The following is a 24,339-nucleotide window of genomic DNA, read 5'->3' on the forward strand; positions in this document are numbered from 1 at the left end:
TTTGCCGGGCTTTTTTCTTGCTCTGGTATCCTGCGCGCATAAAAAAGGGGCCGGTAGTCCCCCGACTACCGGCCCCCGGCATCCCCGGCGTGCGCATGGCTGGCCCCTGTTCCAATTACCAACCCGGCGCCCCTGGTCGCTTGCCACGACGGGTGCATGGGAATAGAGCAGGAAGCGTGCCAACTTTGCCGGGTCGCCGTGCGGATCGCGACGTTCCGCACCGGCCCCGACGCCCACCGGCCTTCGTTACCGAACCCAGACCATGAGCTCCAGCTTCCACCACTACGACGTCATCATCATCGGCGGCGGCCATGCCGGCACCGAGGCCGCGCTCGCCTCCGCGCGTGCGGGCGCCCGCACGCTGCTGTTGACGCACAACGTGGAGACGGTGGGCGCGATGAGCTGCAACCCGGCCATCGGCGGCATCGGCAAGGGTCACCTGGTGAAGGAGATCGATGCGCTGGGTGGCGTGATGGCCTGGGCGGCCGATCGTGCCGGCATCCAGTGGCGCACGCTCAATGCATCGAAGGGGCCGGCCGTACGCGCCACGCGTTGCCAGGCCGACCGCGCGCTGTACCGCAGCGCGATCCGTCGTGCCGTTGAAGCGCAGTCGAACCTCACCCTGTTCCAGGCCGCCGTCGATGACCTGGTCATCGAGAACAACACTGTTCGTGGTGCGGTCACCCAGACCGGCCTGACGTTCCATGCGCCCGCCGTCGTACTGACGGCGGGTACGTTCCTCGCCGGCAAGATCCATGTCGGCGAGACGCAGTACGCCGCCGGTCGCGCCGGCGACCCGCCGGCGACCGCGCTCGCGCAGCGGTTGCGCGAGGGCGCCTTCGTCGTCGATCGCCTGAAGACCGGCACGCCGCCGCGCATCGACGGACGTTCGCTCGATTATTTGGTGATGGAAGAGCAGCCCGGCGACGATCCGTTGCCGGTGATGTCGTTCATGGGCAGCGTGGCCGACCATCCGCGCCAGGTGTCGTGCTGGATCACCCACACCAGCGAGCAGACGCACGAGATCATCCGCGGCGCGCTGCACCGCTCGCCGATGTACTCCGGCCAGATCGAAGGCATCGGCCCGCGCTACTGCCCGTCCATCGAGGACAAGGTGGTGCGTTTCGCCGAGAAGGCCAGCCATCAGATCTTCGTCGAACCGGAAGGCCTCGACGTCGCCGAGATCTATCCGAACGGCATTTCCACCTCGCTGCCGTTCGACGTGCAGCTGGCGTTGGTGCGCAGCATCCGCGGCATGGAGCACGCGCACATCACGCGCCCCGGTTATGCCATCGAGTACGACTTCTTCGATCCGCGCGGGCTGAAGGCGTCGCTGGAAACGAAGGCGGTCGCCGGCCTGTTCTTCGCTGGCCAGATCAACGGCACCACGGGTTACGAAGAGGCCGCGGCGCAGGGTCTGCTCGCCGGCCTGAATGCCGCGCGTTTCGTGCAGCAGAAGGAGGCATGGTCGCCGCGTCGCGACGAGGCCTATCTCGGCGTGCTGGTCGACGACCTGATCACGCATGGCACCAAGGAGCCGTACCGCATGTTCACCAGCCGCGCCGAATACCGCCTGCAGCTGCGCGAGGACAATGCGGATCTACGCCTGACCGAAACCGGCCGTACGCTGGGCCTGGTCGATGACACGCGCTGGCAGCGCTTCGAGGCCAAGCGTGAAGCGATCGCGCGCGAGACCGGCCGCCTGCGCGCGCTGTGGGCCACGCCCGCGAACGCGCTGGGCCGCGAGGTCGCCGACACGCTCGGCGTGCACGTCAGCCGCGAGACCAACGTGCTCGACCTGATCAAGCGCCCGGAGCTGGATTACGCGAAGCTGGTCGCCGTGCCGTCGATCGGTCCCGGTGTGGACGATGCGCAAGTAGCGGAGCAGGTCGAGATCGGGGTGAAATACGCCGGTTATCTCGATCGCCAGCGCGACGAGATCGAACGCCAGCAGCGTAACGAATCCACGCCGATCCCGGCCGGCTTCGATTTCGCCAGCGTGCGCGGCCTGTCGGCCGAAGTGCAGCAGAAGCTCGACCGCGTGCAGCCCGAAACCATCGGCCAGGCCCAGCGCATCCCCGGCATGACGCCGGCTGCCATCTCGCTGCTGCTGGTGCACCTGGAGCGCGCGCGGCGCACGCGGGTGGCTTAGGGCGGCAGGATGCGGTCGCTCCTACGACGAGCGGTCACTCGATGACGGGATGCCGCATCTCCCACGCCGCCAGCTGCTCGCGATAGTGCTGCAACTGTTCCGCGTACAGGTCGTGCACGCAGATCGGGCAGCCGCTGTTGCAGCAGTCGCTGGGCAGCGGCGGCTCGGGTGCGATCGGACGCGGATCGTTGTCAGGGATGGACAGGGTATTCACGTCGTTGCCTGCGGACGGTCAGTCGGCTTTCGGGCGTCGCCGACGCAATGGCAGGGGAAGACCCAGCGCGAAGAAACCCAGGAAGGCCATCCGCTGCGACAACGAATCAGCAGGCGCAGCCATCACGGCCGATGGGTCGGCGGTTTCGTCCTCCAGCGCCAACGCACCTTGGGCCAGTTGCACGATCAACGTGCACGCCTCTTCCGTCTGCTCGCGCAGGACGCGGATTTTCACGCCGCCGAGCGCCTGGCGCATGTACCAGTCGTTGATCGCCTGCTGTTCGTCGGCCAAGTAGGCGTCAATGCCTTCGGCCGTCAGGCGTCCGTGCACGATGCGGGCTTCGAGCGGATCGAGGAAGCTGGCGACGGTGACGAACATGCTCAGCGGGCGACGCCCATCTCTTCCAGCAGATGCGGCGCCGGATAGACCTTGCCCATCAGCCAGCGCAGGTAGCGCATGTCCACGTGGACGGCGCGCTTGTAGCGCGGATCGAACATCCAGCTGGCGCTGACGGATTCCCAGTTGCTGTCGAAGTTCAGGCCAATCAGTTCGCCGCGTGCGTTGAGCACCGGCGAACCGGAGTTGCCGCCGGTGGTGTCCAGGTTGGTCAGGAAGTTGACCGTCTGCGTCTTCAGCGCGGGGTCCTCGGTGCCGGCGAAGTCGCCTTTCGCGATGGCGTCGAGCAGAGGCTTCGGTGCATCGAACGGTACCGTGCCGGTGTTCTTCTCGACGATGCCGGCCACGGTCGTCACCGGCGTGTACTGCACGCCGTCGCGCGGTGAGAAGCCGTCGACCTTGCCGAAGCTCACGCGCAACGTGCCGTTGGCGTCCGGGTACAGGGCGCGGCCCTGCTGCGTGCGCCAGGCGAACAGGGCGCGCATGTAGGCGGGGCGCAGGCGCAGCTGTTCGCCCTCGCGCGTCTTGCGCTCCTGCTCAAGCGTCAGCTGCGTGGGAACGAGCTTCGCGGCCAGGTCGATCAACGGGTCGGCAGCGAGCGCTTTGCCTTCGCGCGCCGCCGCGAAGCGCGACAGACGCTCGGCTTCATCGCCGAGTTTCGTGCCCGCGTACAGCGTATCGAGGGCCTGCTTCAGCGCAGCGGGTGTGCGGCCGAACGCCGCGTCGAACGCGGGCAGGCGCTGCCCGTCCGGCAACTGCTGGTAGCGGGTCAGCAGGACCGTGAGCAGCGCTTTTTCCACATCAGGCGCGTAGCGGCGCTGCACCTGCTTGAGGATGCCTTCGATCATGGCGTGGTCGCGTGCCTGGAAGCCGCTCTCGCGCTCGGCGTCGGGCTTGGCGGACTCCACGCGCAAGCGTTCCAGCGTGATCGCCGTGCGCATCAGTTGCGATTGCGCGCCGAACAGGTTCAGCAGCACCTCGCGTTCGCGCACTGCCGAACCGCGTGCGATGACCGCCATCAGCGCATCAATGTCACCACGCTCCTTCGCCGCGCCGGGTGTCGCCAGCATCCCACGCTCGTCATCGGCGCGGACACGCACCGCGTCACTGCGGCGAAGCCCCTCCAGTTCACCGGCGGCGCGCTTGCGCTGGTTCTTCAGCGACTGCAGCTGCGCGGCGTAACGGGTCTTCGCATCAGCGTTCTTTTCGCCCGCGGCTTCGACGACGTCGATCAGCTGATCGAACACCGCCACGCGCGTCGGCAGCGTCCAGTTGACCTGCTCGTCGAACTCGGCGGCAGTGCGGTGACGGTAGGTCACGCCCGGATAACCGGCGAGCATCGCGTAGTCGCCCGCCTTGGGGCCGTCCTTTGCGAACGCGAGATGGGACGGGGCGGCGTACGGCACGTTGTCCGGACTGTAGGGGGCCGGCTTGCCGTCCTTGCCGACGTAGGCGCGCAGCAGGGTGAAGTCGCCGGTATGGCGCGGCCACATGAAGTTGTCGATTTCGTCGCCGTAGTTGCCGATCGCGCGCGGCGGTGCATAGACGAGACGGATGTCGCGCAGCTCCAGTTGGGTGATGCGGTAGAAGTCGGTGCCGTAGTACATGTTGGCGACGCTGCAACGCACGCCACCCTTGGCTTCGCAGTCGGCGACGATGGCCTTGCTGGCGCGATCGACCGCATCGAAATAGTCGCGTCCGGTCTTGCCGGCGGTTTCTTTCAGCACGGTATCGGTGACCTTGTCGTAGCCGACCGTCACCAGGACGCGGAAATCCGGATTCGCCGACAGTTCGCCGGCGCGATCGGCGGCGATGAAACCGTCGTCGATCAGGTTGTGCGCGGGCTTGCTGTTGTACTGGATCACGCCGTAGGCGACGTGGTGATTGGTCAGGATCAGCCCGTCCGGCGAGACGAAGGCGCCGGTGCCGCCGCCGGCGCGGACCACGGCGCTCAGCGGTGCGGCGGTGACGTCGGCCAGCGTTTTCGGGTCGCCCTTGAAGCCGGCATCGCGCAGCGTCTTGGCCAGCTGCGGCAGTTGCGACGGCATCCACATGCCTTCATCGGCGTGGGCGGGCAGGGACAGGGCAACGCCCAGGGCGAGGGCAGGGGTCGACAGTCGGCGGCGCATGATCGGGATCCGGCAGAACAGACTGCGACGATATCGGCCCCGTCCATGCACGGCAATGACTGCATCTGCTGCGTCGTCAGCGCGCGTCACCCAGGAAGCGCTGCAGGCGCTGTGCCGCGCGATGGAGACCCGCGTCCTCGGCGTCGCCGAGCGGTCGCAGCGGCACCAGGACGATGCCGCTCCCGCTGGCGGCATCGCGCTTCCATGTCGCTGCGATGCGACCGCCGATGACCGCGGTCGCCGCGACCAGGCCGTTCGCGCCGATCACGCGTCGCGTCTGCGCGGGATCCAGCACCGGCGCGCGGTCGCGATAGCCGATCACGTACTCGTCGAACGCGGGCAGCAGGTGCATGGCGCGCGATCGTGTGGGTGCAGGCGCATCGGCACGCCACCACCATGTCGTGCCGTCGTGCGTTTCCTGCTCAAGCATCGAGGATGCGGACGCCAGTGCCCGTTGCGCATCCTTCTGCGTCAGTCCCGACCACCACGCGAGATCGGCGGCGGTCGCGGGTCCGTGGCCTTGCAGATAGCGCAGCGCCAGCCGATGCAGCGCTTCGTCGCGTGCGAGCGCTGCGCTTGCCGGCACCCAGGCGTCCATCAGCACGAAGGTCGGTTGCTTGCCCTGTCGGGGCCCCTGGCAGATCACGCTTTCGTGTGCCAGCCAGTTGAGCAGGTGCAGGCCGCGCTGGTTGGCGCTGGCGATACCGGCGGCTTCCATGCGCAGGTACAGTTCGGATCGCGTGACCGGCACACCGGCGTCCAGCGCCTGCTCGATCACGCGCTGGCCGCGTGCCAGTGTCGCGGCATCCAGGTCCAGGTCGCGCGCCAGGCGCGCGGCATTCGCGGCCTGCACGCGCGGCGCCAGCAGCGCCACCATCCAGCGCACGTCATCGCGGGCGACCAAGTGCAGCGTGCCGCGCATCGGCCAGGTGCGCACGATTTCGCCGCGAGCGATCGCGTCCTCGACCGTGGCCAGCGTCGCGCCGTCGCTGCGCAGGCCGACGGCCCACAACGCGGCGTGGTAGTCCTGCGCCTGCATCGCCGCCATGTGCCGCACTGCGGCGGCGGGATCGGTTGCCAGTGGCGCGGCGATGCCCTGGCAGGCCAGGCGTCGTGCCGTCAGCGACGGCAGCACGCCTATTTTTCCTTGCGCCAGTTGATCGAGCCGCGCGTCTCGGTGGTGCTCGATTCGATTTCCATGTCGAAGCCCTTGCGCAGCAGGTACTTCAGCGTGACCGCCGAACCCGAACCGACCATCGACACGCCGTAGCTGACGTAAAGCTTCGGCGACAGGTACTTGCCCACGCCAAACACCGAGCCGCCCAGCGTGCGCGATTCCAGCACGCCGGCGTCATCCAGGCCGATCTTCGCGCCGAGCTGCGACGCCAGCAGGCCGGCACCGGCGCCGAGCGCCGACGAGGCCGCATTGATGCGTTGGCTTTCGTCGCTGCTGGCCGTGTTGAGCGAGCGGCCCAGCACCAGGTAGGCGAGCGCTTCGGACTCGGACATCGCCGGGTTCGACCACACGCGTGCGCGCGGCTGGCTGGCACGGCCGGTGACGTCGATGCCGGCCGTGACGCTGGCGCTGACCACTTCGCGTTCGGCGCGGATGTTGATGCGCGGATCGGACACGGCGTTGTTGCTCCACGTCAGCTCGCCGCGGGTGATGCGCAGCTTCTGGCCGTAGGCCTCGTAACGGCCGTCCACGTCCAGCCGGCCGGTGCCCAGCATTTCGCGGCCGGGCTGCGAGCGCACGTGCAGGGTGCCGGCCAGCGTGCCTTCCAGACCGTAGCCCTTCAGGTTGACCTGGTCGCCGACCTTGAGCGCGAGGTCCAGGTCCAGGCGCGAACTCGGCGCACGCTCGGGATCGACAGGATCGAGGACGACCACGTCTTCCGAGGCGGAGACGCCGTCGTCGAGTTTCTCCACGTCGATCGTGGCGGACGGGATGCCGACTTCGCCGCGCACCTGAATGGTGTTGTCGGCGAAGCCCACCTGGATGTTCGGCGAGGCGACCGCGCGCAGGTCGGTGGTGTCGGAGACCAGCACGTTGTCGCCGCGCACCTGGAACTGCAGCGGCGTGGTGTCGTTGTTCCAGCCCAGCGTGCCGGCCACGTTGAGCACGCCGCCGGTGCCGGTGCCGCCCGTGGACGACACGGTCTTCATGCTGCCATCGATACGCGCGCTGCCGTCGGACAGGGCAACCAGTTCCGCGCCGCCATCGGTCAGCGACACGCCCAGGGCCGGCAGTTCGCCGGTGAATTCGGTCAGCGTGGCCTCGCCGCTCAGCAGCGGATGGCCACGCGTGCCGGCAACGCCGATGTGGCCGGCCAGCTTGCCTTGCGGACGCACCAGGTCGGGCGAGAACAGTTCCAGCCAGAACAGGCGCGAGTTGTGGAAGTACAGGTCGCCCTTCAGTGGCGCGAACGCATCCCAGCCGGTGTTGAAGGTGGCGTCGACGTAACCGTCGCCCTTGAAGCCGGTGCCCAGGCGGCCCTGGATGCGCTGCGGGGTGAAGTCCACGTCGAGGGTGAAGTTGTCGTAGCGGATGATCTCGCCGCGCGCGGTCGTGCCCATCTTCAGGCCGCCATCGAGCGAGGCCAGGTGCACTTCGCCCTGCCAGGCGTTGCCGGCGGGGCGCAGTCTGGCGTCCAGCGTGAACTCGCCGCGCAGCGTCAGCGGGCGGCCATCGCTGGGCGGCAGCCACGGCTGCACCAGCGCCAGCGACAAGGCGTCGCCGCGGACTTCCAGTCCTTCGCGTGGCCAGTTGGCATTCGCGCACAGGGCGCCACCGATGTCCGACGCTAGGCAGCTCTCCGACAGCGTCCAGTTGGCACCGTTCTGCGCGAAGCGCGCGGGCTGCCGCAGCGTCCACGGATTGCCCTTCGACGGCGCGATGCGCAGCGCGTCCAGCGTGCCCTGCCAGTTGGCACCGCGCTTCTCCGCCGTGCCCGACAGCGCGACCGCGCCCATCGCGTTGCGCGCATCGCCGTCGAAGCGCAGGTCTTCCACGGCGCCGCGCGCGTTGACGGTCACGCTGTCCAGCACGGTGCCGACATCCACGGCGCTGCCCTGCAGCGCGAGGTCGCCATTGCCGCCACGCCACGGCAGCCGCCCGCGCAGGCTGAGCGCGCCGGCGCTCCAGTCGTTCCAGCGCAGGTTCTCGCCGCCGAGATCGGCGTCGATGTTCGGCGCATTGCGTGCGCCGGTGAGGTTGACCGTGCCGGCGAGCGTGCCGCTGGCTTCGGGCAGCAGGTCCGCCAGGTTGAGCGGACGGAAGGCGGCATCCACGTCGAGCGTGTCGCCGACCTTGCCCTTCGCGGTGACGCGGCTGCCGCCGAGCGACAGGGCGAGGTCGCCTTCGCCGTTGTTGCCGTCCAGTGCGAACGTACCGCGCGCGTCCAGCGGGCGATCACGCAGGCGACCGCTGAGTTTTGGTATGTCCAGTGTGCCCTTGAATAGGCCGTCCTCGCGCTGCTGTCCCTTCGAAGCCAGCTCGCCGGAGATATTGCCTTTCCATCCTGCGGCGAAATAGCCCGGATCGAAGCCGGCCAGCGTGGCGGTGATGTCCCAGTCGAGCACCGGCGACCAGCCGACGGTGCCGGTGGCGTTGAGCGTGCCGGTGGGCATGCTGGCCTGCAGCTTCTCCAGCTGCACGCGTTCGCCGTTGCCGCGGCCATCGAACTCCAGCACGGCGCTGTCGTCGCCGCGCGTCAGCGTCGCCTTGCCGATCGCGGCCCAGGCTTCCAGCTTGCCCGCCACGCCGAAGTCGCCCTCGGCGCCGATCATGCTGTCGGCCTCGGTGCCCCAGCGCAGGTTGCGCGCGTTCACTGCGAAACGAAACTCGGGATTCTCGGGCACGGTGAAGTCCGCACGGCCGCGCAGCGACGCATAGCCGTCGAACGCGCGGATCGCCAGCGGCTCCACCGTCAGCACTTCGCCATCGATGCGCGCATGCGAAGGCTCGATGACGATCGCGATATCGCCCTGCTGCACCGTGCCCTGCAGATCGGCGGCACCGCCGGCGCCCTTGGCGACCAGGTCGAACGCCACCGGCGTGCTGCTTTCCATCACGCCCAGCAGCGACAGGTCCAGCGCTTCGGTTTTCGCCGCCAGGTTCCACGTCGGCTTGGTCTCGCCACGCAGATCGAGCGTGGCGCGCACCGGTGCCGGCGCGGCACCCGCCAGGCCCACGGCCATGCGCGCGCGGTTGCCGCGCGCGACCAGCCCCAGGCGTGCCGGCGTGCGGCCCGCCGCGGCCGGGAACACGGCCGTGATGCTGAGGTCGGTCTTGTAGTTGTCGCTGGGCGTATAGGTGCCGTGCACGCCGAATGCGCCGCGATCGCTGGCGATGGCCAGCTTCTCGGCGATCACGTAGCCATTGCCGATGTCGATGCCGCCGCTGGCGCGAGCGATGTCGATCACCGGTTGGCCGCTCTGGCGGACCAGGAAGCGATCGATTTCCAGCTTGTCGGCCTGGATGGCGAGCGGCATCTCGATCTGTGGCAACAGGTCGGGCCAGTGCGGCAGTTCGAACGGTTCGTCGCTCTCGGGCACGTCGAGCATCGCGCCGCGCAGCTTCAGCACGTCCAGCCGCAGGCGCTTGCCGAGCAGCGGCCGCAGGTCCGGCTCCAGGTAGACCTCGTCGGCGGTGAAGTGGATCTTGTCCCAGCGGAAGTCCACGCCACGCAACGTCAGCGGGCCGGCGATGGGACCTTCCGCCTCGCGGTAACTCAACGAGGCATCCGCCGGCAGGCGTGCCTTGATCTGCGCGAGGAGCACGTCGCGACCCGCGACGGTCTGCAGCAGCCAGTACAGGCCGATGCACAACAGCACCGTCAGCACACCGGTGCCGATCGCGCTGCGGATCGCCAGCGTGCGCATGCGCGCCTTGCGACGCGCGCGCAACTCGGCGATGCGGGCGTCGCGCTCTTCGGGCGTCAGGTTGTCGGGCAGTTTCTGCTTTCTCACAGATCCGTCCCGATGTTGAGGTAGATCTGGAAACTGGAATCCGGATCGTTCAGGCCGTGCGCCACGTCCAGGCGCACCGGACCGACCGGCGAGCGCCAGCGCAGGCCGATGCCGATACCCGTGCTCAGGTCAGGCGTCCTGCTATCGAACGCGCTGCCGGTGTCGACGAACACCGCGCCACCGTAAGGCCCGCCTTTCGGATAGAACTCGTACTCGACGCTGCCGGTCAGCACGTTCTTCGCGCCCAATGCGTAGTCGCCGCGACGCGGGCCGACTTCGCGCCATGCGTAGCCGCGGATGCTGCGGTCGCCACCGGCGAAGAAGCGCAGCGACGGCGGCATCGCGACCAGCGAACTGGTGAACGTATGGCCGTACTCGCCGCGCACGATCAGCGCACTGTTGGTCTTGTACTGCTGCGACCACCGCGCGCGCATGTGGAACTGCATGAAGTTGGCATCCGAGCCCGCGCCTTCCACGCCGCCACGCAGCAGGATGGACCCGGCCAGCTGGTCGGGGCGGTTCGAGCCGACCGGCGAGTTGGTGTAGTCCGCGCGCAACGACGGGTAGGTGAAGGTGGCGTACTGCACGGTGGTATCGGGCAGGCCGGTCAGCGGGTCGTTCTCCACGTAGCGCCAGCGCTCGCGCAGCGTGTGGATCGACGCGATGGCGGTCCAGTCCTCGCTGACCTGGCCGCTGCGGCTGCCGGTGAACTCGACATGGCGCAGGTCGATGTAGTCGGTCTGTTCGTCGCTGGCCTGCAGGCCGACGGTGAACCAGCCATCCAGCCACTTGAACGCGGGGATGCGGTATTGCGTCAGCAGCGTCTTGCGCTTCTGCGCGTAGTCCAGGTGCGTGGACAGCTTGTGTCCGCGCGAATTGACGTAGCGGCGGTCCAGTCCCAAACGGATACCCGGGCCGCTCTCGGTGCCGTAGCTGAGGCCGGCGGTGTAGATGTCGCGCTTGGCCAGTTCCAGCTTCACGTCGATCGGCACACGGCCTTCCTCGGCCTTGTCCGGGTTGGCCTGGATGTCGATGCTCGAGAAGTAGTCCAGGCCCACCAGCGATTCGCGCAGGCGATCCAGCTTGCCCTGGTGGAAATAGCTGCCTTCTTCCCAGTACACCAGCTTGTCCAGCAGGCCCGCGTCGAACTTGTCCTGGTGGAACGTGGTCGGCCCCATGTCGTAGCGGATGCCGCTGACCCAGCCCAGCGCGATGTCGGCGGCGTGGTCGGCGCGCGTGACCTCGACGCGGCGATGGGTGAAGTCGGCGTCGAAGTAGCCACGGTCCGCGAGGCGCCGCACGATGGCCAGCTTGCTCGCTTCGTAGGTGGTGTGGTCGAACACGTCGCCGACCTTGGGCGCGAAGGCGTCCAGGTCTTCCTTCAGGTAGCGGTCCTCGCCGCCCTCGCCGTCGATCGAGAGGTCGCGCCGGCGCACGCGCACCGGCTCGCCGAGATCGACGCGTACGGTCACCGTCAGCCGTTCATCCTCGGCGCCTTCGCTGCGGGGCGCGTCCAGGGTGACGGTGGGTGAGTAGTAGCCGAACGGTTCCAGCGCTTCGCGCGTCTCGGCGACGGCTTCGCCGAGCAGGTACTCCAGCCGCGATTCGCCCAACCGCTTGCCCAGCGAGTCGTTCAACGACAGGGCGGCGTTGATGTTCTCGACCATCAACTCGTCGTCCAGCCCTTCGATCTGCACCTTGTCGACGATGGCCGCAGCCCAGGCAGTGCCGGTGGCAGCGAACAGGACGACAGCGGTGGCGAGGCGGGGGATTCGACGCATGCGCGCAGGATACCCGGTGCAGGTTAAGCAGGGTGAAGGGATGCGCCGTTCGAGCGAGTGATGGTTCACGAGAACGAGCGATCACTGCAGCGAGCAAGGTCCCTCGCCCCGCGTGCGGGGAGAGGGTGCCGAAGGCGGGTGACGGGCGAACGAAGACAGGGCATTTCCGCGTGCTGTGGCGTGCAGCGCGCGGTCCCTCATCCGCCCTCCGGGCGCCTTCTCCCCGCTCGCGGGAAGAAGGGAACGCAGTTCACTCAGCTCGACAGGTGCTCGATCGCCGCCACCGCGCGGAAGCGGTCGGCCAGGCGCTTCAGCAGGGCCAGTCGGTTGGCGCGCACGGCCGGATCTTCCGCATTGACCATCACGCTGTCGAAGAACGCGTCGACCTGCGGGCGCAGGCGCGCGAGGTGGTTCAGCACGGTCACGTAGTCGTGGTGATGCAGGGCTTCGTCGGTCTCGCCGAGCACCGCCTCCACCGCTTCGGCCAGCGCGCTTTCGGCGGGGTCGTTCAGCAGCGATCGATCGATCGCATGCGGAATGGCGATGTCGGCCTTCTTCAGGATGTTGCCGATGCGCTTGTTGGCCGCGGCCAGCGCTTCGGCTTCAGGCAGCGTCGCGAACGTGCCGATGGCATCCAGGCGCGTGTCGAAGTCGTACAGCGATGCAGGCTTCAGTTCCGCGACCGCGTTGAAATGTGCGGCCGGCACACCCTTGTCGGCATAGTAGCTGCGCAGGCGGTCGAGGATGAAGTCGTAGATCTCCAGAGCGTCGGCGTGAGAAGTGCTGCCAGCAATCGGCGAGACGGCCACGCTGGCACCTGCCGCACGAGCGTCTTCTGACGCCTTCTCTGCTTGCTTGTTCTTCTCCAGAGTCTTGGCAAATGCGACAGCCTCATATGCCTGATCGAGCAGACTCTTCAAACTAAGGTTAAAGCCACTCTCGATCACCGTCCTGGCCAACCCCAGCGCATTGCGACGCAACGCGAACGGATCCTTGTTGCCCGTCGGCTTCAGCCCTGCGGCGAAACCGCCAGCAAGCGTATCGAGGCGTTCGGCGATCGCGAGCACCTTGCCCAGTGGCGACAGCGCGATGTCGTCGCCGGCGAAGCGCGGCTGGTAGGCCTCGTCGATGGCCAGCGCGATCTCTTTCGGCTCGCCCGCCGCGATGGCGTAGTGACGGCCGGCGATGCCCTGCAGTTCCGGGAACTCGTTGACCATGCGCGACTGCAGGTCGTTCTTCGCCAGTTCCGCGGCGCGGCGCGCCTGTGCCGGATCGGCGCCGACCTGCGTGGCGATGGTCTCGGCTAGCGCGGCCACGCGCGCGACCTTGTCGGCCACGCTGCCCAGCTTGGCCTGGTAGGTGACGGTCTTCAGACCGTCGCCCATCGAGGCGAGACCCTGCTTCAGGTCCTCGTCGAAGAAGAACTTCGCATCGGCGAAGCGCGGACGGATCACGCGCTCGTAGCCCTTGCGCACTTCCGCCACATCTTGCGACTGGATGTTGGCGATGCCGATGAAGTGCTCGGTCAGCTTGCCGCCGTCGCTCAGCACCGGGAAGAACTTCTGATTGATCTCCATGGTCTCGATCAGCGCTTCCTGCGGCACGGCCAGGAACGCGGACTCGAAACTGCACAGCACCGCGGCCGGCCATTCGGTCAGGCAGACCACCTGTTCCAGGTTGTCGTCGGTGACGCGCGCGCTGCCGCCGGCCTGCGCTGCGGCCTTCTGCACTTCATCGACGATGCGCGCGCGGCGGGCATCGGGATCGACCAGCACCTTCGCGCCTTCCAGCGCGATGACGTACTCGTCGGGATTGTTGATCCACACCGGCTTGTCGTGTTCGAAACGATGGCCGCGGCTCATGCGGTCAGAGCTCACGCCCAGCACCTCGGCCGGCACCACGTCCTTGCCGAGCAACAGCACCAGCCAGTGCACCGGACGCGCGAACGCATAGTCGTGGTCGCCCCAGCGCATCGGCTTGGGAATCGGCATGCCGGCGAGCGCCTCGCGCACGATGTCGGCCAGCAGGTCGGCCGTCTTCGCGCCCGGCTTTACCGCGCGGTGGACGAAGCGCTCGCCCTTGCCGTCGGTGGTGCGCTCCAACTGCGTCCAGTCGATGCCGGCCTTGGCGGCGAAGCCTTCCAGCGCCTTGGTCGGCGCGCCGTTCGCGTCCAGCGCGATGTTGAGGTACGGGCCCAGCACTTCGGACTTCTGTTCCGGCTGCTCCACGTCCACCGCCGGCAGCAGCACCGCCAGGCGGCGCGGCGTGTACAGCGGCTTGGCGTCGCCACGCTCGAAGCCGATGCCGCGCTTTTCCAGCGCGCTGGTCACGCCGTCGAAGAAGGCCTGTGCCAGGCCGGGCAGCGCCTTGACCGGCAATTCTTCGGTGCCGAGTTCGATCAGCAGGGAGGAGGTCTGGCTCATCTTCAATCCTTCGCGGGGGCCGCGGCACCGGTCACCGGCGCATCGAACGGCACGTAGTATTTCTTCAGCACCGGCAGCGTCTCGTAGCGCGCCAGGCGCGCGGACAATGCCGGGAATTCATCGAGTTCGAACGGCACCGCGTCCCGCACATACGTGCAGTAGCAGGCCAGGGTGATGTCGGCCAGCCCGATGCGATCACCGATCAGCCATTCGGCGTCACCGGCATCCACGCAAGCGGCTTCGAGTACCTGCAATGCGCCACGCATCTGCGTGTTGCAACGGTCCAGCCACGGCTGGTGGCTTTTTTCGGCGGGGCGGAACACGCGTTCCATGACCTGCAGCAAAGCCTTCTCGACCGCGCCGGTCGCATAGCCGACCAGCTTCAGCGCCTGCCGGCGCTGAGCGCCGTGCGGCGGGAGCAGTGACGAACCATCGGTTGCCTGGCCATCCAGCCAGTCGAGGATCACCGCCGATTCGGTCAGCGCCTCGCCATCGTCCAGCACCAGCACCGGCACGCGACCTAGCGGGCTGTACTCGCGGATGCGGTCGAAGTCGCGGCCCACGGACCAGTCGCGGTGTTCGAACGGCACGCCGTGCAGCTCCATCGCCACGGCGACGCGCCGTACGAACGGCGAATCGAACATGCCGATCAGGATCACGCGGCGCTGTCCCGCTTCAGGCCCGGGAAGCCCAGCTTCTCGCGCTGCGCGTGGTACGCCTCGGCGACGGCCTGCGCCAACTTGCGCACGCGCAGGATGTAGCGCTGGCGCTCGGTGACAGAGATCGCGCGGCGCGCGTCCAGCAGGTTGAAACTGTGGCTGGCCTTGGTCACCTGCTCGTAAGCGGGCAGTGGCAGGCCGGCTTCGACCAGCTTCAGCGCTTCCTTCTCGCAGGCGTCGAAGCGGTGGAACAGCTCGGCGACGTCCGCGTGTTCGAAGTTGTACGTGCTCTGTTCGACTTCGTTCTGGTGGTAGACGTCGCCGTAGGTCACGACGCCCTGCGGACCGACGGTCCACACCAGGTCGTAGACGTTGTCGACGTTCTGCAGGTACATGCAGAGGCGCTCGAGGCCATAGGTGATCTCGCCCAGCACCGGGCGGCATTCCAGGCCGCCGGCCTGCTGGAAGTAGGTGAACTGGGTGACTTCCATGCCGTTCAACCAGACTTCCCAGCCCAGGCCCCAGGCGCCGAGGGTCGGCGATTCCCAGTTGTCCTCGACGAAGCGCAGGTCGTGCACGCGCGGATCGATGCCCAGCGCCTTCAGCGAGCCCAGATACAGCTCCTGCAGGTTGTCGGGGTTGGGCTTCATCACCACCTGGTACTGGTAGTAACGCTGCAGGCGGTTGGGGTTTTCGCCGTAGCGGCCGTCGGTGGGACGGCGGCTGGGCTGCACGTAGGCGGCATTCCACGGCTCCGGCCCTAGCGCGCGCAGGAAGGTGGCCGGGTGGAAGGTGCCGGCGCCGACTTCCAGGTCCAGCGGCTGGATCAGTACGCAGCCCTGTTCGGCCCAGTACTGGTTCAGGGTCTGGATCAGGGCCTGGAAACTGAGGCCCTGGAAGGTGGTTGCCGATGAAATGGTTTGTCCGGCCATCGCGTTATCGTGCACTGCGGAAAAGCGGGCTAGTATACGGGCAAGCCCTTGTCCTTCCGCCGCTTTTCGCCCGTTCGCCGCCGTCGTGGATATGTCCGTGAAAGCCCCTTTCCTCATCGTCGAAACCGGCCAGCCGGTGCGCTCGATGCGGCGCTATGGCGGCTTCCCGCACTGGATCCGCGTGGCCGCCGGACTGGAAGCGGACGAGACCGTGGTGGCCAATGTCGAGCGCGGCGATGCGCTGCCGCCGCGCGAAGGTTTCGCCGGCGTCATCGTCAGCGGCTCCGCCGCGATGGTCACTGACCGCGCCGACTGGAGCGAGCGCAGCGCCGACTGGCTGCGCGACGCCGCCCACGAAGGGCTGCCGCTGCTGGGCATCTGTTACGGCCACCAGTTGCTGGCGCACGCCCTGGGGGGCGAAGTTGCCTACAACCCGGCCGGGCGCGAATCCGGCACCGTCCACATCGATCTGCATCCGCATGCGCAGGACGATCCGTTGTTCTCCGCGTTGCCGCTGAAGTTCACCGCGCACGCCACCCACGTGCAGACCGTGGCGCGCCCCCCCGAAGGCGCCACCGTGCTGGCGCGTTCCGAGCAGGACGACTGCCACGCGTTCCGCTGGCGCGACCGGGCCTGGGGCGTCCAGTTCCATCCCGAATTCGCCACCCACCACATGCGCGGCTACGTGCATGCCCGCGCCGACCACCTGCGCAGCGAAGGCCGCTGCCCGGGCACCATCGCCCGCAGCGTGACGGCGGCGCCGCAAGCCCGCAAACTGTTGCGGCGGTTCGTCCGCCATGCGCGTGGCCTGCACGCGCGCTGATCCCCCGCGATACACCTCTAGAGACCCCTGATGTCGACGATCAACAAGGTGCCGGCAAGTGCCGGCGCGGAATGGCTGCTGGCGGGCTTTGCGCTGCTGAAGCGGGCGCCGGTGCCGCTGATTGGCATGGCGCTGCTCTGGCAGTTCCTCGCGCTGATCGCCGGGCTCGTCGCCATGGCCGCCCCATCCTTGGGCGTTGCTCTGCAGGTGGTGTTGATCGTCGCGCAGCCTTTGTTCCTGGGTGGACTGATGTGGGTGATCCGGGAGCTGGACGAGGGACGGGCGGTGACGCCCTCGATGCTGCTTCAGCCCGCTCGTGACGGTCGTGGCCCGGCGCTGCTGCTGAGCAGCCTTGCCCCCCAGTTGGGTGCTTTCGCCGCCATGTTTCTTTCGCTGGCGCTGTTGATCGGACCTTCGGGACTCGAAGAGCTGATGGCGGTGACACAGAAGATGTCGGTGCTCGCGCAAGCGGGCCAGCAGGCCGATCCGACCCTGCTCCAAGGACTGCCTGTGTTCCGACTGACGTTCTGGACGCTGGTCGTGTTGCCCGCGTTGTTCGTGGCCATGCTGTGGCTGATCTTCCTGGTGGTGCCCGAGATCGTGTTCTCCGGGCGACGCACGGTGGACGCACTGCGGAACAGCTTTCTTGCGTGCGCGCGCAACTGGACGGCGATGCTGGTGTTCTACCTGTTGGCCATCATCGGGGGCATGGTGGTGGCGATCTGTGCGACGCTCCTGATCGCGACGGTGCAGTTGATCGGCGCAGGCGTCCTTGCGGGGCCGCTCGTTCAACTGGTGATGGCTTTCCTGCTGCCGATCTACGTGGCTTCAACCTATTACGCGTGGCGCCAGATGGTGCTCGCGACGCCTGACAACGGCGATGACATCGCCGTCGACGCGCGGACCCACATCGAAGTGTGATCCCGCCCGAAGCGGGGGATCACGCGGTCGGCGCTTCCTTCGGCTTCAACCAACCGGCCGCGATGATGCCCAGCTCGTACAGCAGGCACATCGGGATGGCGAGCATCAGCTGCGACACCACGTCGGGCGGCGTGATCAGCGCGGCGATGACGAACACACCGACAATCGCGTAGCCGCGTCCTTCGCGCAGCTGCTGCGGCGTTACCCAGCCCAGCAGCACCATGATCACCAGCGCCACCGGCAGCTCGAAGCTGACCCCGAAGGCCAGAAAGATCACCATCACGAAATCCAGATACTTCGCCGGGTCCGGTGCCAGCGTCACGATATCGGGCGTGAACACCGTCAGCGCATGGAACACGCTGGGCAGCACCAGGAAATACGCGAACGCGCAGCCGGCATAGAACAGCAGGATGGCCGAGACCAGCAGCGGCATCGCCAGCCGCTTCTCGTGCTTGTACAGGCCGGGCGCGACAAAGCTCCAGGCCTGGAACAGCAACCACGGTGACGACAGGAACAGGGCGAGGAAGAACGCCAGCTTGATCGGCGCGAAGAACCCGGAGGTCGGGTCACTGGCGATCATCTGGGTGGCTTGTCCCGCGGGCAGCTGCGAAATCAGCGGCTGTGCGAGGCGGTCGTAGAGCTGGCGTACGAATGGCAGCAGCGCCAGCAGGATGATGCCGGTACCCGCCAGCCCGCGCATCAGTCGTGTGCGCAGTTCCAGCAGGTGTTCCATCAGGCTGCTTTCGGCTTCCTGTTCCGACGATTCGCGGTTCATCGCGCGTCCTTCGGCGGAAACAGATCGGCCGTGGTGCCGGCCTCGGCTTCATGCGTGCGATCCGGCGCGGCGTCTTCGTGCGTGTCGGTCGTCGAGGCGAGTCGTCCTTCCTCTTCGATCACCGGTTCGGCATCGGGCGCCGTGATGGGCGGCTTTGCCAGCGCCGGCGGCGTAATGGCCGATTCGACGTCATCGTGCAGCGCCTTCGCGTCATCGCGTGCGGCCTGGCGGAGTTCCTCGAATTGCTGTTCGGTCTCTTTTGCGCTGTCGCGGATGCGCTGCTCGGTATCGCGCAACGCATCCTGCGCGTCCTTGAGGTTGCGCTTCAGTTCCTCGGAGGCGAGTTCGCGCTCCAGTTCGTCCTTCACCGAATACCACTGCGCGCGTGCACGGCGTACCCACAGGCCGGCGAAGCGCGCCGCCTTGGGCAGGCGTTCGGGACCCAGCACGATCAACGCGACGACCGCGATGACCAGCAGCTCACTGAAACCGATATCGAACATGGTCGCGGCGGACGTCCCGCCGGATCAGGTGGCGTCGCGGTCGCGCTCTTTGGCGGCGCTGGACTCGTCGGTGCGCGACTGGTCGTTGAGCTGACCGGCCGGCTTGTCGTCGTCCTTCATGCCCTTCTTGAAGCCCTTGACCGCTTCGCCCAGGTCCTGGCCCGCGTTGCGCAGGCGCTTGGTGCCGAAGACGAGCAATACGACCACCAGCACGATGATCCAATGCCAGATGCTCAAACCGCCCATGGTGTGCTCGCAGGAAAGTTGGGGCGCTCAGGATAGCGCAGGCGGGCCGCCGGGATGGCGACCCATCGCCCATTACTTCCGTTACGGGGTGCCGTCCAGCGGCTCGGTGCGCACTTCACCTTCCTGCACGGGCTCGAAGCCCTGCGTCTGGACCGGCGCTTCGACGACCACCGGCGCAACGGCCGGTGCAGGCGCGCGCGCCGTCGTCTGCGCGGGGGTACCGCTCGTACCGCGGTTGCCACGGGCAAGCTCGGTGACTTCTTCCAGTTCATCGCGGAAGCCGACCACGGCATCCGACGGCTGGCCCGCGCGACTCTCGAAGATGGCGCGCGGCGTGGCGGCGCTGCCGTAGACCGAGGTGTTGGCTTCGTCGTCGATCTGCAGCACGGCGCCATCAAGCGCCACACCGGCGAACAGGCCGCGTGCGCGCGACCAGGACCAGATCTCGGCCTTTAGCTGGCCATCGGTGGACGCGCTGGCATTGCGACCGACCGGGCCGGCGGCCACGCCCGCATCGGCGCCGAGGGTGAACTTGCCGTTGACGATCGAGTCCAGCGAGCGGTCGTTGCGGAACACCAGCACCACGTCCGACGACTGCACGCCGGCCTGGAAGCCGATGCTGCCGCCGGTGAGCTTGATGAAGACCGGCTGCGACCAGCTGCCGTCGGGATTCTTCACCGACATCAGGCCGTGGCCGCGACGACCGCCGATCACCAGGCCGGCCTTCAACGTGTCGGGGATGACGACAATCGCCCGGCCTTCGTCGAGCAGCTTGTCGGGGATGCCGTTCTCGGGGATGCGCTGGATTTCGTTGAGCACGCGTACCGCATTGGTGGCGCGCTCGTCTTCCTTCGGTCCCGCGATGGCGTGCCCGGCGAACAGGGCGGCGGCCAGTGCGAGCGCAGTGGGCGGCAGCAGGCGGCGGGAGGTGCGGTTCATGGCGGCTCCATAAGGGGGTTTCGCAGCAGGATGCTGCAACTGCCTGAAAGTAGGCGGGCCGTGATGAATCGGTGCTGACGCGTGCCGTCCCGTCTTCGCTGCGGCCAAAGGTCGCACGGCGTCGGCGCGACTGCGACGCTCTGACACAATACGCGGATGCCAGCGACCACGCCCGCCACCGCACTGCTCCTCGTCAATCTCGGAACGCCCGAGGCGCCCACGGCGCCCGCGGTCCGCCGCTATCTGGCCGAGTTCCTCAGCGATCGCCGCGTGGTGCAGATCCCCTGGCTACTGTGGCAACCGCTGCTGAGGGGCGTCATTTTGCCGCTGCGCGGCCCGAAGGCGGCGGAGAAGTACGCCAGCATCTGGCTGCCGGAAGGCTCCCCGCTCGCCGTGTACACGCGTCGCTTGGCGGAGGCCGTGCAGGCGCGATTGCCGGCATGGCGCGTGTTCGATGCGATGCGTTATGGGCGCCCGGCGCTGGCCGAGCGCCTGCGCGCGTTGCGGGCCGAAGGCATCCGCCGCGTGGTGGTGCTGCCGCTGTATCCGCAGTACTCCACGACGACCACGGAGTCGGTACGCGATGTGGTGCTGCGTGAGGCCGGGGATCTCGATATCCGGTTCATTGACGACTATTCGGTCGATCCAGGCTGGGTGGCGGCCGTGGTGGCGTCGGTCCGGCAATGGCGGAAAACCCAGGGTGCGGGCGAACACCTGCTGTTTTCGTACCACGGCCTGCCGCAACGGCTGGCGCGCAATGGCGATCCCTATCCGCAGCAGTGCGAAGCGAGCACGCGCGCCATCGTGCAGGCGCTGGGCCTGCGCGATGACGAATGGACGCTGACCTACCAGTCCCGCTTCGGCAAGGAGCGCTGGCTGGAGCCCGCCACCGACGTCACGCTGCAGGCTCTCGCCGCCCGTGGCGTGCGCCGGGTCGATGTGGTCTGCCCCGGCTTCGCGGTGGACTGCCTGGAGACGCTGGAAGAGATCGCGATGCAGAACGCCGAGCTCTTCCACGCGTCAGGCGGCGGTGAACTGCGCTATCTGCCCTGCCTCAACGATGACGCGCTGCATGCCGATGCGCTGGTCGCGCTGGCGCGGCGTGCCGCCGGTACGGACGCATGACGCTGCGCGAGTTCGCCGTCGACATTCCGCTGGGGCGCATCACCGGATTGCGTGTCGGCGACGAAGGACCCCGCGTGTTGGCGTTGCACGGCTGGCTGGACAACGCCGCCAGCTTCGTCCCGTTGTCCGCCCATCTGCCGGGCGTGCAAGTCGTGGCGCCCGACCTGCCGGGTCATGGCCGCAGCGCACACCTCGCGCCCGGTGCGGAGTACACCAGTGGCGTGGCGGTCAATGCCGTGCTCGACATCGCCGACGCGCTGGGCTGGGAGACGTTTTCGCTGCTTGGCCATTCGATGGGGGCCGGCATCGCCAGCCTGATGGCGGCCGCGGTACCGCAGCGCATACAGCGGCTGGTGGTGATCGAAGCCCTGGGTGGTCTGGCCGAAACGGTCGAGCGCACCGCCGATCGCTGGCGCGAGGCGATCGCGGCAGCGCGCGCGCTACCAGGCAAGCAGCTGCGCGTGTTCGCCGATCTCGTGGCGCCGGTACGGGCGCGCATGCTGGCCAACCAGTTGAGCGAACCTGCGGCGCGCCTGCTGGTCGAGCGTGGCGTGCGGCCAGTGGAAGGCGGTTTTGTCTGGAGCAGCGACCCGCGACTGACCCTGCCCACGCCGCAGCGCCTCGACGAAGCACAGCTGGCGGCGCTGGTCGCCGGCATCGCCTGTCCGACGCGCGTGGTCTACGCGGATCCGCCGCAACCCTACTTCCCAGAACCGCTGCGTTCCCGACGTGCCGCGCTGCTGCCCGACGGGCGCCTGCACGTCGTGGCCGGTACGCACCATCTGCACATGGAAGAGCCCGCCGCCGTGGCGGCGCTCGTCTCAGCGTTCCTGCGCGGCGACTGAGTCCCTGCGCATGGCGTGGGAGAACTCCACGGCCAGGCGCACGTCGCCCTTGCGGATCGGCGCGCTGCTTCGCCACCAGGCGCTGGTGACCCCTTCCAGTTCTTGGTTTTCCTGCGCCAGGCAACGCAGTTGCCTGATGTCTTCCGCGCTGGCGAGTTGCTCGTCGGGCAGGTAATAGCGCTCCAGCGGCAGGCGTGCCGCGGCCGGGATGCGCGTCAGGCGTGCGATGAGCGCGGCAGTCGCCAGTCCCATCACGAGATAGCCGGTGAGCAGGGTCGGGATCGATGATTGGCTGCTGCCCATCCAGGCGATCCCGCCAGCTGCGGCTATCAACACGACCAGCAGGCGCGCGAGGCGATCGAACCGCTGGATCTTGCCGGCGGCACGCCGCCGCTGCCGGGCGCGCGCGGTGGCTTCCTCCACCGAAAGGCTCTTGCGGCTCATCAGCGCGCGGTGGGCATTGAGGCTGGCCGCGCTTTTCGGCGGCAGAACGGCATTGGGCGCAAACGCGCGTCCCGGGGCACTTCGCCCCGCCTGTTGAGGTGGGCGCGTAGCGGACGAGAGGGCGACTGGGGGAACGTTCGGGGGAACCATGGGGGGCATCGCGAAGGGGACGGGACCGGAGGACGGTCCCGCACTGCTTGCCGGCCCGCCGACTCCGGCTTGCCTCTAAAATCGTGACGAAAGTCTCATTCCGGACACGAATCAGCGTGGCGGCACCGCCGCCGCTAGATATCAGTCCGTCGCCAACAGGCGGTGCAGGCGGGCCTTGAGGCGGCGCCCTTCGGCGTGGAACCACGTCCGCTCGTCCCGCCAGGAGGGGAAGCGCGCTTCGACCTCCCGCCAGAAGGCGGGCGAGTGGTTGGCCTGCAGCAGGTGGCACAGCTCGTGGACGAGCACGTATTCGAAGGCCGACGGCCGGCCCAGTACCAGGGCCAGGTCGAGCGTCAGCGTGCCGTCGGGCGCCAGCGAACCCCATTGCGAGGACATCACTTTCAGGCGGATCTGCCGGGGCGCGCGAGGCAGGCCGGAGAGGTAGGCCGGCAGCCAGCGGCCGACGTCGGCACGTGCCTCGGCTTCGTAGAACGCACGCAGGGTGCGTCGAAGGGTGGCATCGCTGGCGCGCGCGGGCAGATGGACGTGGATGCCGTCGTCCTGCCGCTCGATGCGGGCGAAGCGTCCTTCGTGCCAATGCAGGGGAATGTCTTCGCCGCGCAGCGGCAGGTGCGTCGTCGCGCCGGGGACGAATGCAGGCGCCTCGTCGTCCGGCGCGTGGCGCGCGAGCTGCTCGGCCAGCCAGTCGCGATGCTGGAGCAGGAAGCGTTCGCCGGAGACCAGGCTGGCGCGCCACGGCAGCGTCAGACGGGCGCCGCGTTCGTCCACGCTCAGCTTCAGACGTTTTGCGCGCGGGTCGCGGACGCGCTGCACTTCCAGGTCGCGCCCGTCTTCCAGCTGCAGCGTGACCGTGTCGCGCTCCACGCTGCGGGGCATGCGGGTGGTCAGGCGCTGGAGCAGGGACGGCATGGGGCGATGTTAGCGGATGGGCCGCCGCAGTCGCGTGTGCTCACTCTGCCTTGCTGAGTTTCAGCGCGTGCTCCAGCACCAGGAACAACCGCTTCAGTTCGCCCGCCATCAAGGCGAAGCGGGCATCGAGTTCGGCGCGAAGGTCGTCGTGCTCGGTGTTTTCCAGCTGGTCGACCGCACCATCGAGGAACTTCAGCTTGCGCACGATCAGGTCTTCGCCGAGGACGAACGACACGTGGTCGTCGAGTACCAGCGCCAGCTTGGTGACCTGCTTGCCGGCTTCCAGGTGCTTGGCGATCTCGTCGCTCTGCAGCTCCTGGTTCTGGCACTTCACCACCGCGCCGCCTTCCATCGCGTCCTTGAGTTCGCACTCCTCGCCCAGCGACAGGCCTTCCGGCAGCGGCTCGCCTGCGATCCAGCCGGTCAGCACGTTGCGCGGCGCCACTTCGGCGTTGAGCGGCAGGGCGGGAAAGCTGCCCAACGCGCGGCGCACTTCCGAGACCACGTTCTCGCCGGTCTTGCGCGAGGACGCATCGACGGCGATGAAGCCGAGCTCCAGGTCGATCAGCGCATCGGTGCGAGAGGGCTTCACAAACGCGCGCGGCAGCAGTTCGTGCAGCAGGTCGTCCTTCAGCCGCTTGCGAGTCTTGCCGCCGGGCTTGCGGCCTTCCTTCGCTTCGATCTCCAGCAGCTTCTTCTGCAGCAGGTCGTTGACCACCGCGCCGGGGAGGATCTTGTCCTCACCGCCGACGCTCAGCCAGATGGCGTCGTTGATGCGATGGGACAGCGCTTCCTCACCGCGGCCGAACGGCGAGATGAAGCCGCGCGAGGACAGCTCCAGCGGGCCGACCGGCTTGAGTGCGGCTTCCGGAAGCAGCTCATCGAGCTGGGAGAAATCGAGGGAGGTGGGGAAGCGGAACAGCGTGAGGTTGCGGAAGAACATCGACCATCCAGGAGGAAGAAAGAGCGCTCCGCCCACGC

General features: G+C 67.9%; 21 protein-coding genes. 5 read left to right on the forward strand and 16 right to left on the reverse strand.

Annotation, left to right across the window (positions count from 1 at the left end):
- The first annotated feature begins 262 nt into the window (after positions 1–262).
- Positions 263–2,152: a tRNA uridine-5-carboxymethylaminomethyl(34) synthesis enzyme MnmG gene (mnmG, locus tag IB225_RS17145; protein WP_192312992.1), complete on the forward strand. Its 1,890-nt coding sequence runs from the start codon at positions 263–265 to the stop codon at positions 2,150–2,152.
- 34 nt (positions 2,153–2,186) lie between these two features.
- Here the strand turns inward: mnmG and IB225_RS17150 are convergent, their stop codons facing one another.
- From IB225_RS17150 to glyQ, 9 genes are all read right to left on the reverse strand, one after another.
- The gene (locus IB225_RS17150) at positions 2,187–2,357 is read right to left on the reverse strand and encodes an oxidoreductase-like domain-containing protein (RefSeq protein ID WP_192313663.1); all 171 of its coding nucleotides are present in this window, start codon (positions 2,355–2,357) and stop codon (positions 2,187–2,189) included.
- Positions 2,358–2,384: 27 nt separating this feature from the next.
- A complete protein-coding gene (locus IB225_RS17155; RefSeq protein WP_192312994.1) occupies positions 2,385–2,744 on the reverse strand; it encodes a DUF2007 domain-containing protein in 360 nt (119 codons plus the stop codon).
- A gap of 2 nt (positions 2,745–2,746) precedes the next feature.
- The gene (locus IB225_RS17160; protein ID WP_192312997.1) at positions 2,747–4,891 is read right to left on the reverse strand and encodes a S46 family peptidase; all 2,145 of its coding nucleotides are present in this window, start codon (positions 4,889–4,891) and stop codon (positions 2,747–2,749) included.
- Positions 4,892–4,967: 76 nt separating this feature from the next.
- Positions 4,968–6,026: a winged helix DNA-binding domain-containing protein gene (locus IB225_RS17165; RefSeq protein WP_192313000.1), complete on the reverse strand. Its 1,059-nt coding sequence runs from the start codon at positions 6,024–6,026 to the stop codon at positions 4,968–4,970.
- Positions 6,027–6,028: 2 nt separating this feature from the next.
- On the reverse strand, positions 6,029–9,862 hold the full coding sequence (locus IB225_RS17170; protein WP_345776641.1) for a translocation/assembly module TamB domain-containing protein: 3,834 nt from the start codon (positions 9,860–9,862) through the stop codon (positions 6,029–6,031).
- Positions 9,859–11,643: an autotransporter assembly complex family protein gene (locus tag IB225_RS17175; protein ID WP_192313003.1), complete on the reverse strand. Its 1,785-nt coding sequence runs from the start codon at positions 11,641–11,643 to the stop codon at positions 9,859–9,861. The genes IB225_RS17170 and IB225_RS17175 overlap by 4 nt, the downstream gene beginning before the upstream one ends.
- A gap of 254 nt (positions 11,644–11,897) precedes the next feature.
- A complete protein-coding gene (gene glyS, locus IB225_RS17180; RefSeq protein WP_192313005.1) occupies positions 11,898–14,066 on the reverse strand; it encodes a glycine--tRNA ligase subunit beta in 2,169 nt (722 codons plus the stop codon).
- A 2-nt stretch (positions 14,067–14,068) separates the two neighbouring features.
- On the reverse strand, positions 14,069–14,725 hold the full coding sequence (locus tag IB225_RS17185) for a glutathione S-transferase family protein (protein ID WP_192313008.1): 657 nt from the start codon (positions 14,723–14,725) through the stop codon (positions 14,069–14,071).
- Positions 14,722–15,657: a glycine--tRNA ligase subunit alpha gene (glyQ, locus tag IB225_RS17190; protein ID WP_192313011.1), complete on the reverse strand. Its 936-nt coding sequence runs from the start codon at positions 15,655–15,657 to the stop codon at positions 14,722–14,724. Before glyQ ends, IB225_RS17185 begins: the two co-directional genes overlap by 4 nt.
- Positions 15,658–15,748: 91 nt before the next feature.
- On the opposite strand from glyQ, the gene IB225_RS17195 reads away from it, so the two are divergent.
- Both IB225_RS17195 and IB225_RS17200 read left to right on the forward strand, forming a co-directional pair.
- Positions 15,749–16,480, forward strand: coding sequence for a glutamine amidotransferase (locus IB225_RS17195; protein ID WP_192313014.1), 732 nt, complete (start codon positions 15,749–15,751; stop codon positions 16,478–16,480).
- A gap of 30 nt (positions 16,481–16,510) precedes the next feature.
- Positions 16,511–17,401, forward strand: a complete 891-nt coding sequence (locus IB225_RS17200; protein WP_192313017.1) for a BPSS1780 family membrane protein — start codon at positions 16,511–16,513, stop codon at positions 17,399–17,401.
- Between the two features lie 19 nt (positions 17,402–17,420).
- Here IB225_RS17200 and tatC read toward each other — a convergent pair whose 3' ends face one another.
- The 4 genes from tatC to IB225_RS17220 all read right to left on the reverse strand — a co-directional run bounded on the left by tatC (position 17,421) and on the right by IB225_RS17220 (position 19,864).
- Positions 17,421–18,176: a twin-arginine translocase subunit TatC gene (tatC, locus tag IB225_RS17205; protein ID WP_192313020.1), complete on the reverse strand. Its 756-nt coding sequence runs from the start codon at positions 18,174–18,176 to the stop codon at positions 17,421–17,423.
- The gene (gene tatB, locus IB225_RS20440) at positions 18,173–18,679 is read right to left on the reverse strand and encodes a Sec-independent protein translocase protein TatB (RefSeq protein ID WP_225584020.1); all 507 of its coding nucleotides are present in this window, start codon (positions 18,677–18,679) and stop codon (positions 18,173–18,175) included. The genes tatC and tatB overlap by 4 nt, the downstream gene beginning before the upstream one ends.
- A gap of 24 nt (positions 18,680–18,703) precedes the next feature.
- A complete protein-coding gene (gene tatA, locus IB225_RS17215; protein ID WP_192313023.1) occupies positions 18,704–18,925 on the reverse strand; it encodes a Sec-independent protein translocase subunit TatA in 222 nt (73 codons plus the stop codon).
- 81 nt (positions 18,926–19,006) lie between these two features.
- The gene (locus IB225_RS17220) at positions 19,007–19,864 is read right to left on the reverse strand and encodes a lipid-binding SYLF domain-containing protein (protein ID WP_192313026.1); all 858 of its coding nucleotides are present in this window, start codon (positions 19,862–19,864) and stop codon (positions 19,007–19,009) included.
- A 156-nt stretch (positions 19,865–20,020) separates the two neighbouring features.
- Here IB225_RS17220 and hemH point away from each other — a divergent pair, with 156 nt between their 5' ends.
- The gene (gene hemH, locus IB225_RS17225) at positions 20,021–20,989 is read left to right on the forward strand and encodes a ferrochelatase (RefSeq protein ID WP_192313029.1); all 969 of its coding nucleotides are present in this window, start codon (positions 20,021–20,023) and stop codon (positions 20,987–20,989) included.
- Complete coding sequence (locus IB225_RS17230) at positions 20,986–21,834, forward strand: alpha/beta hydrolase (RefSeq protein ID WP_192313032.1); 849 nt, start codon at positions 20,986–20,988, stop codon at positions 21,832–21,834. The genes hemH and IB225_RS17230 overlap by 4 nt, the downstream gene beginning before the upstream one ends.
- Here IB225_RS17230 and IB225_RS17235 read toward each other — a convergent pair.
- The 3 genes from IB225_RS17235 to IB225_RS17245 form a co-directional block, all read right to left on the reverse strand.
- Positions 21,811–22,278: a hypothetical protein gene (locus tag IB225_RS17235; protein WP_192313035.1), complete on the reverse strand. Its 468-nt coding sequence runs from the start codon at positions 22,276–22,278 to the stop codon at positions 21,811–21,813. The two genes, IB225_RS17230 and IB225_RS17235, sit on opposite strands and share 24 nt — an antisense overlap.
- A 291-nt stretch (positions 22,279–22,569) precedes the next feature.
- Entirely contained in the window at positions 22,570–23,358 is a 789-nt protein-coding gene (locus IB225_RS17240) for a SprT family zinc-dependent metalloprotease (protein WP_192313038.1), read from the reverse strand.
- Between the two features lie 40 nt (positions 23,359–23,398).
- A complete protein-coding gene (locus tag IB225_RS17245; RefSeq protein WP_192313041.1) occupies positions 23,399–24,301 on the reverse strand; it encodes a recombination-associated protein RdgC in 903 nt (300 codons plus the stop codon).
- Positions 24,302–24,339: the final 38 nt, after the last annotated feature.

The sequence above is a fragment of the Pseudoxanthomonas sp. PXM02 genome, from assembly GCF_014851805.1.
Lineage (GTDB): Bacteria > Pseudomonadota > Gammaproteobacteria > Xanthomonadales > Xanthomonadaceae > Pseudoxanthomonas_A.

Coding starts and splice junctions, on each gene's coding strand:
- mnmG (WP_192312992.1), top strand. CDS start 263: ATGAGCTCCAGCTTCCACCACTACGACGTCATCATCATCGGCGGCGGC.
- IB225_RS17155 (WP_192312994.1), bottom strand. CDS start 2,744: ATGTTCGTCACCGTCGCCAGCTTCCTCGATCCGCTCGAAGCCCGCATC.
- IB225_RS17160 (WP_192312997.1), bottom strand. CDS start 4,891: ATGCGCCGCCGACTGTCGACCCCTGCCCTCGCCCTGGGCGTTGCCCTG.
- IB225_RS17175 (WP_192313003.1), bottom strand. CDS start 11,643: ATGCGTCGAATCCCCCGCCTCGCCACCGCTGTCGTCCTGTTCGCTGCC.
- glyS (WP_192313005.1), bottom strand. CDS start 14,066: ATGAGCCAGACCTCCTCCCTGCTGATCGAACTCGGCACCGAAGAATTG.
- glyQ (WP_192313011.1), bottom strand. CDS start 15,657: ATGGCCGGACAAACCATTTCATCGGCAACCACCTTCCAGGGCCTCAGT.
- IB225_RS17195 (WP_192313014.1), top strand. CDS start 15,749: ATGTCCGTGAAAGCCCCTTTCCTCATCGTCGAAACCGGCCAGCCGGTG.
- IB225_RS17200 (WP_192313017.1), top strand. CDS start 16,511: ATGTCGACGATCAACAAGGTGCCGGCAAGTGCCGGCGCGGAATGGCTG.
- tatC (WP_192313020.1), bottom strand. CDS start 18,176: ATGAACCGCGAATCGTCGGAACAGGAAGCCGAAAGCAGCCTGATGGAA.
- tatB (WP_225584020.1), bottom strand. CDS start 18,679: ATGTTCGATATCGGTTTCAGTGAGCTGCTGGTCATCGCGGTCGTCGCG.
- tatA (WP_192313023.1), bottom strand. CDS start 18,925: ATGGGCGGTTTGAGCATCTGGCATTGGATCATCGTGCTGGTGGTCGTA.
- IB225_RS17220 (WP_192313026.1), bottom strand. CDS start 19,864: ATGAACCGCACCTCCCGCCGCCTGCTGCCGCCCACTGCGCTCGCACTG.
- hemH (WP_192313029.1), top strand. CDS start 20,021: ATGCCAGCGACCACGCCCGCCACCGCACTGCTCCTCGTCAATCTCGGA.
- IB225_RS17230 (WP_192313032.1), top strand. CDS start 20,986: ATGACGCTGCGCGAGTTCGCCGTCGACATTCCGCTGGGGCGCATCACC.
- IB225_RS17235 (WP_192313035.1), bottom strand. CDS start 22,278: ATGAGCCGCAAGAGCCTTTCGGTGGAGGAAGCCACCGCGCGCGCCCGG.
- IB225_RS17240 (WP_192313038.1), bottom strand. CDS start 23,358: ATGCCGTCCCTGCTCCAGCGCCTGACCACCCGCATGCCCCGCAGCGTG.
- IB225_RS17245 (WP_192313041.1), bottom strand. CDS start 24,301: ATGTTCTTCCGCAACCTCACGCTGTTCCGCTTCCCCACCTCCCTCGAT.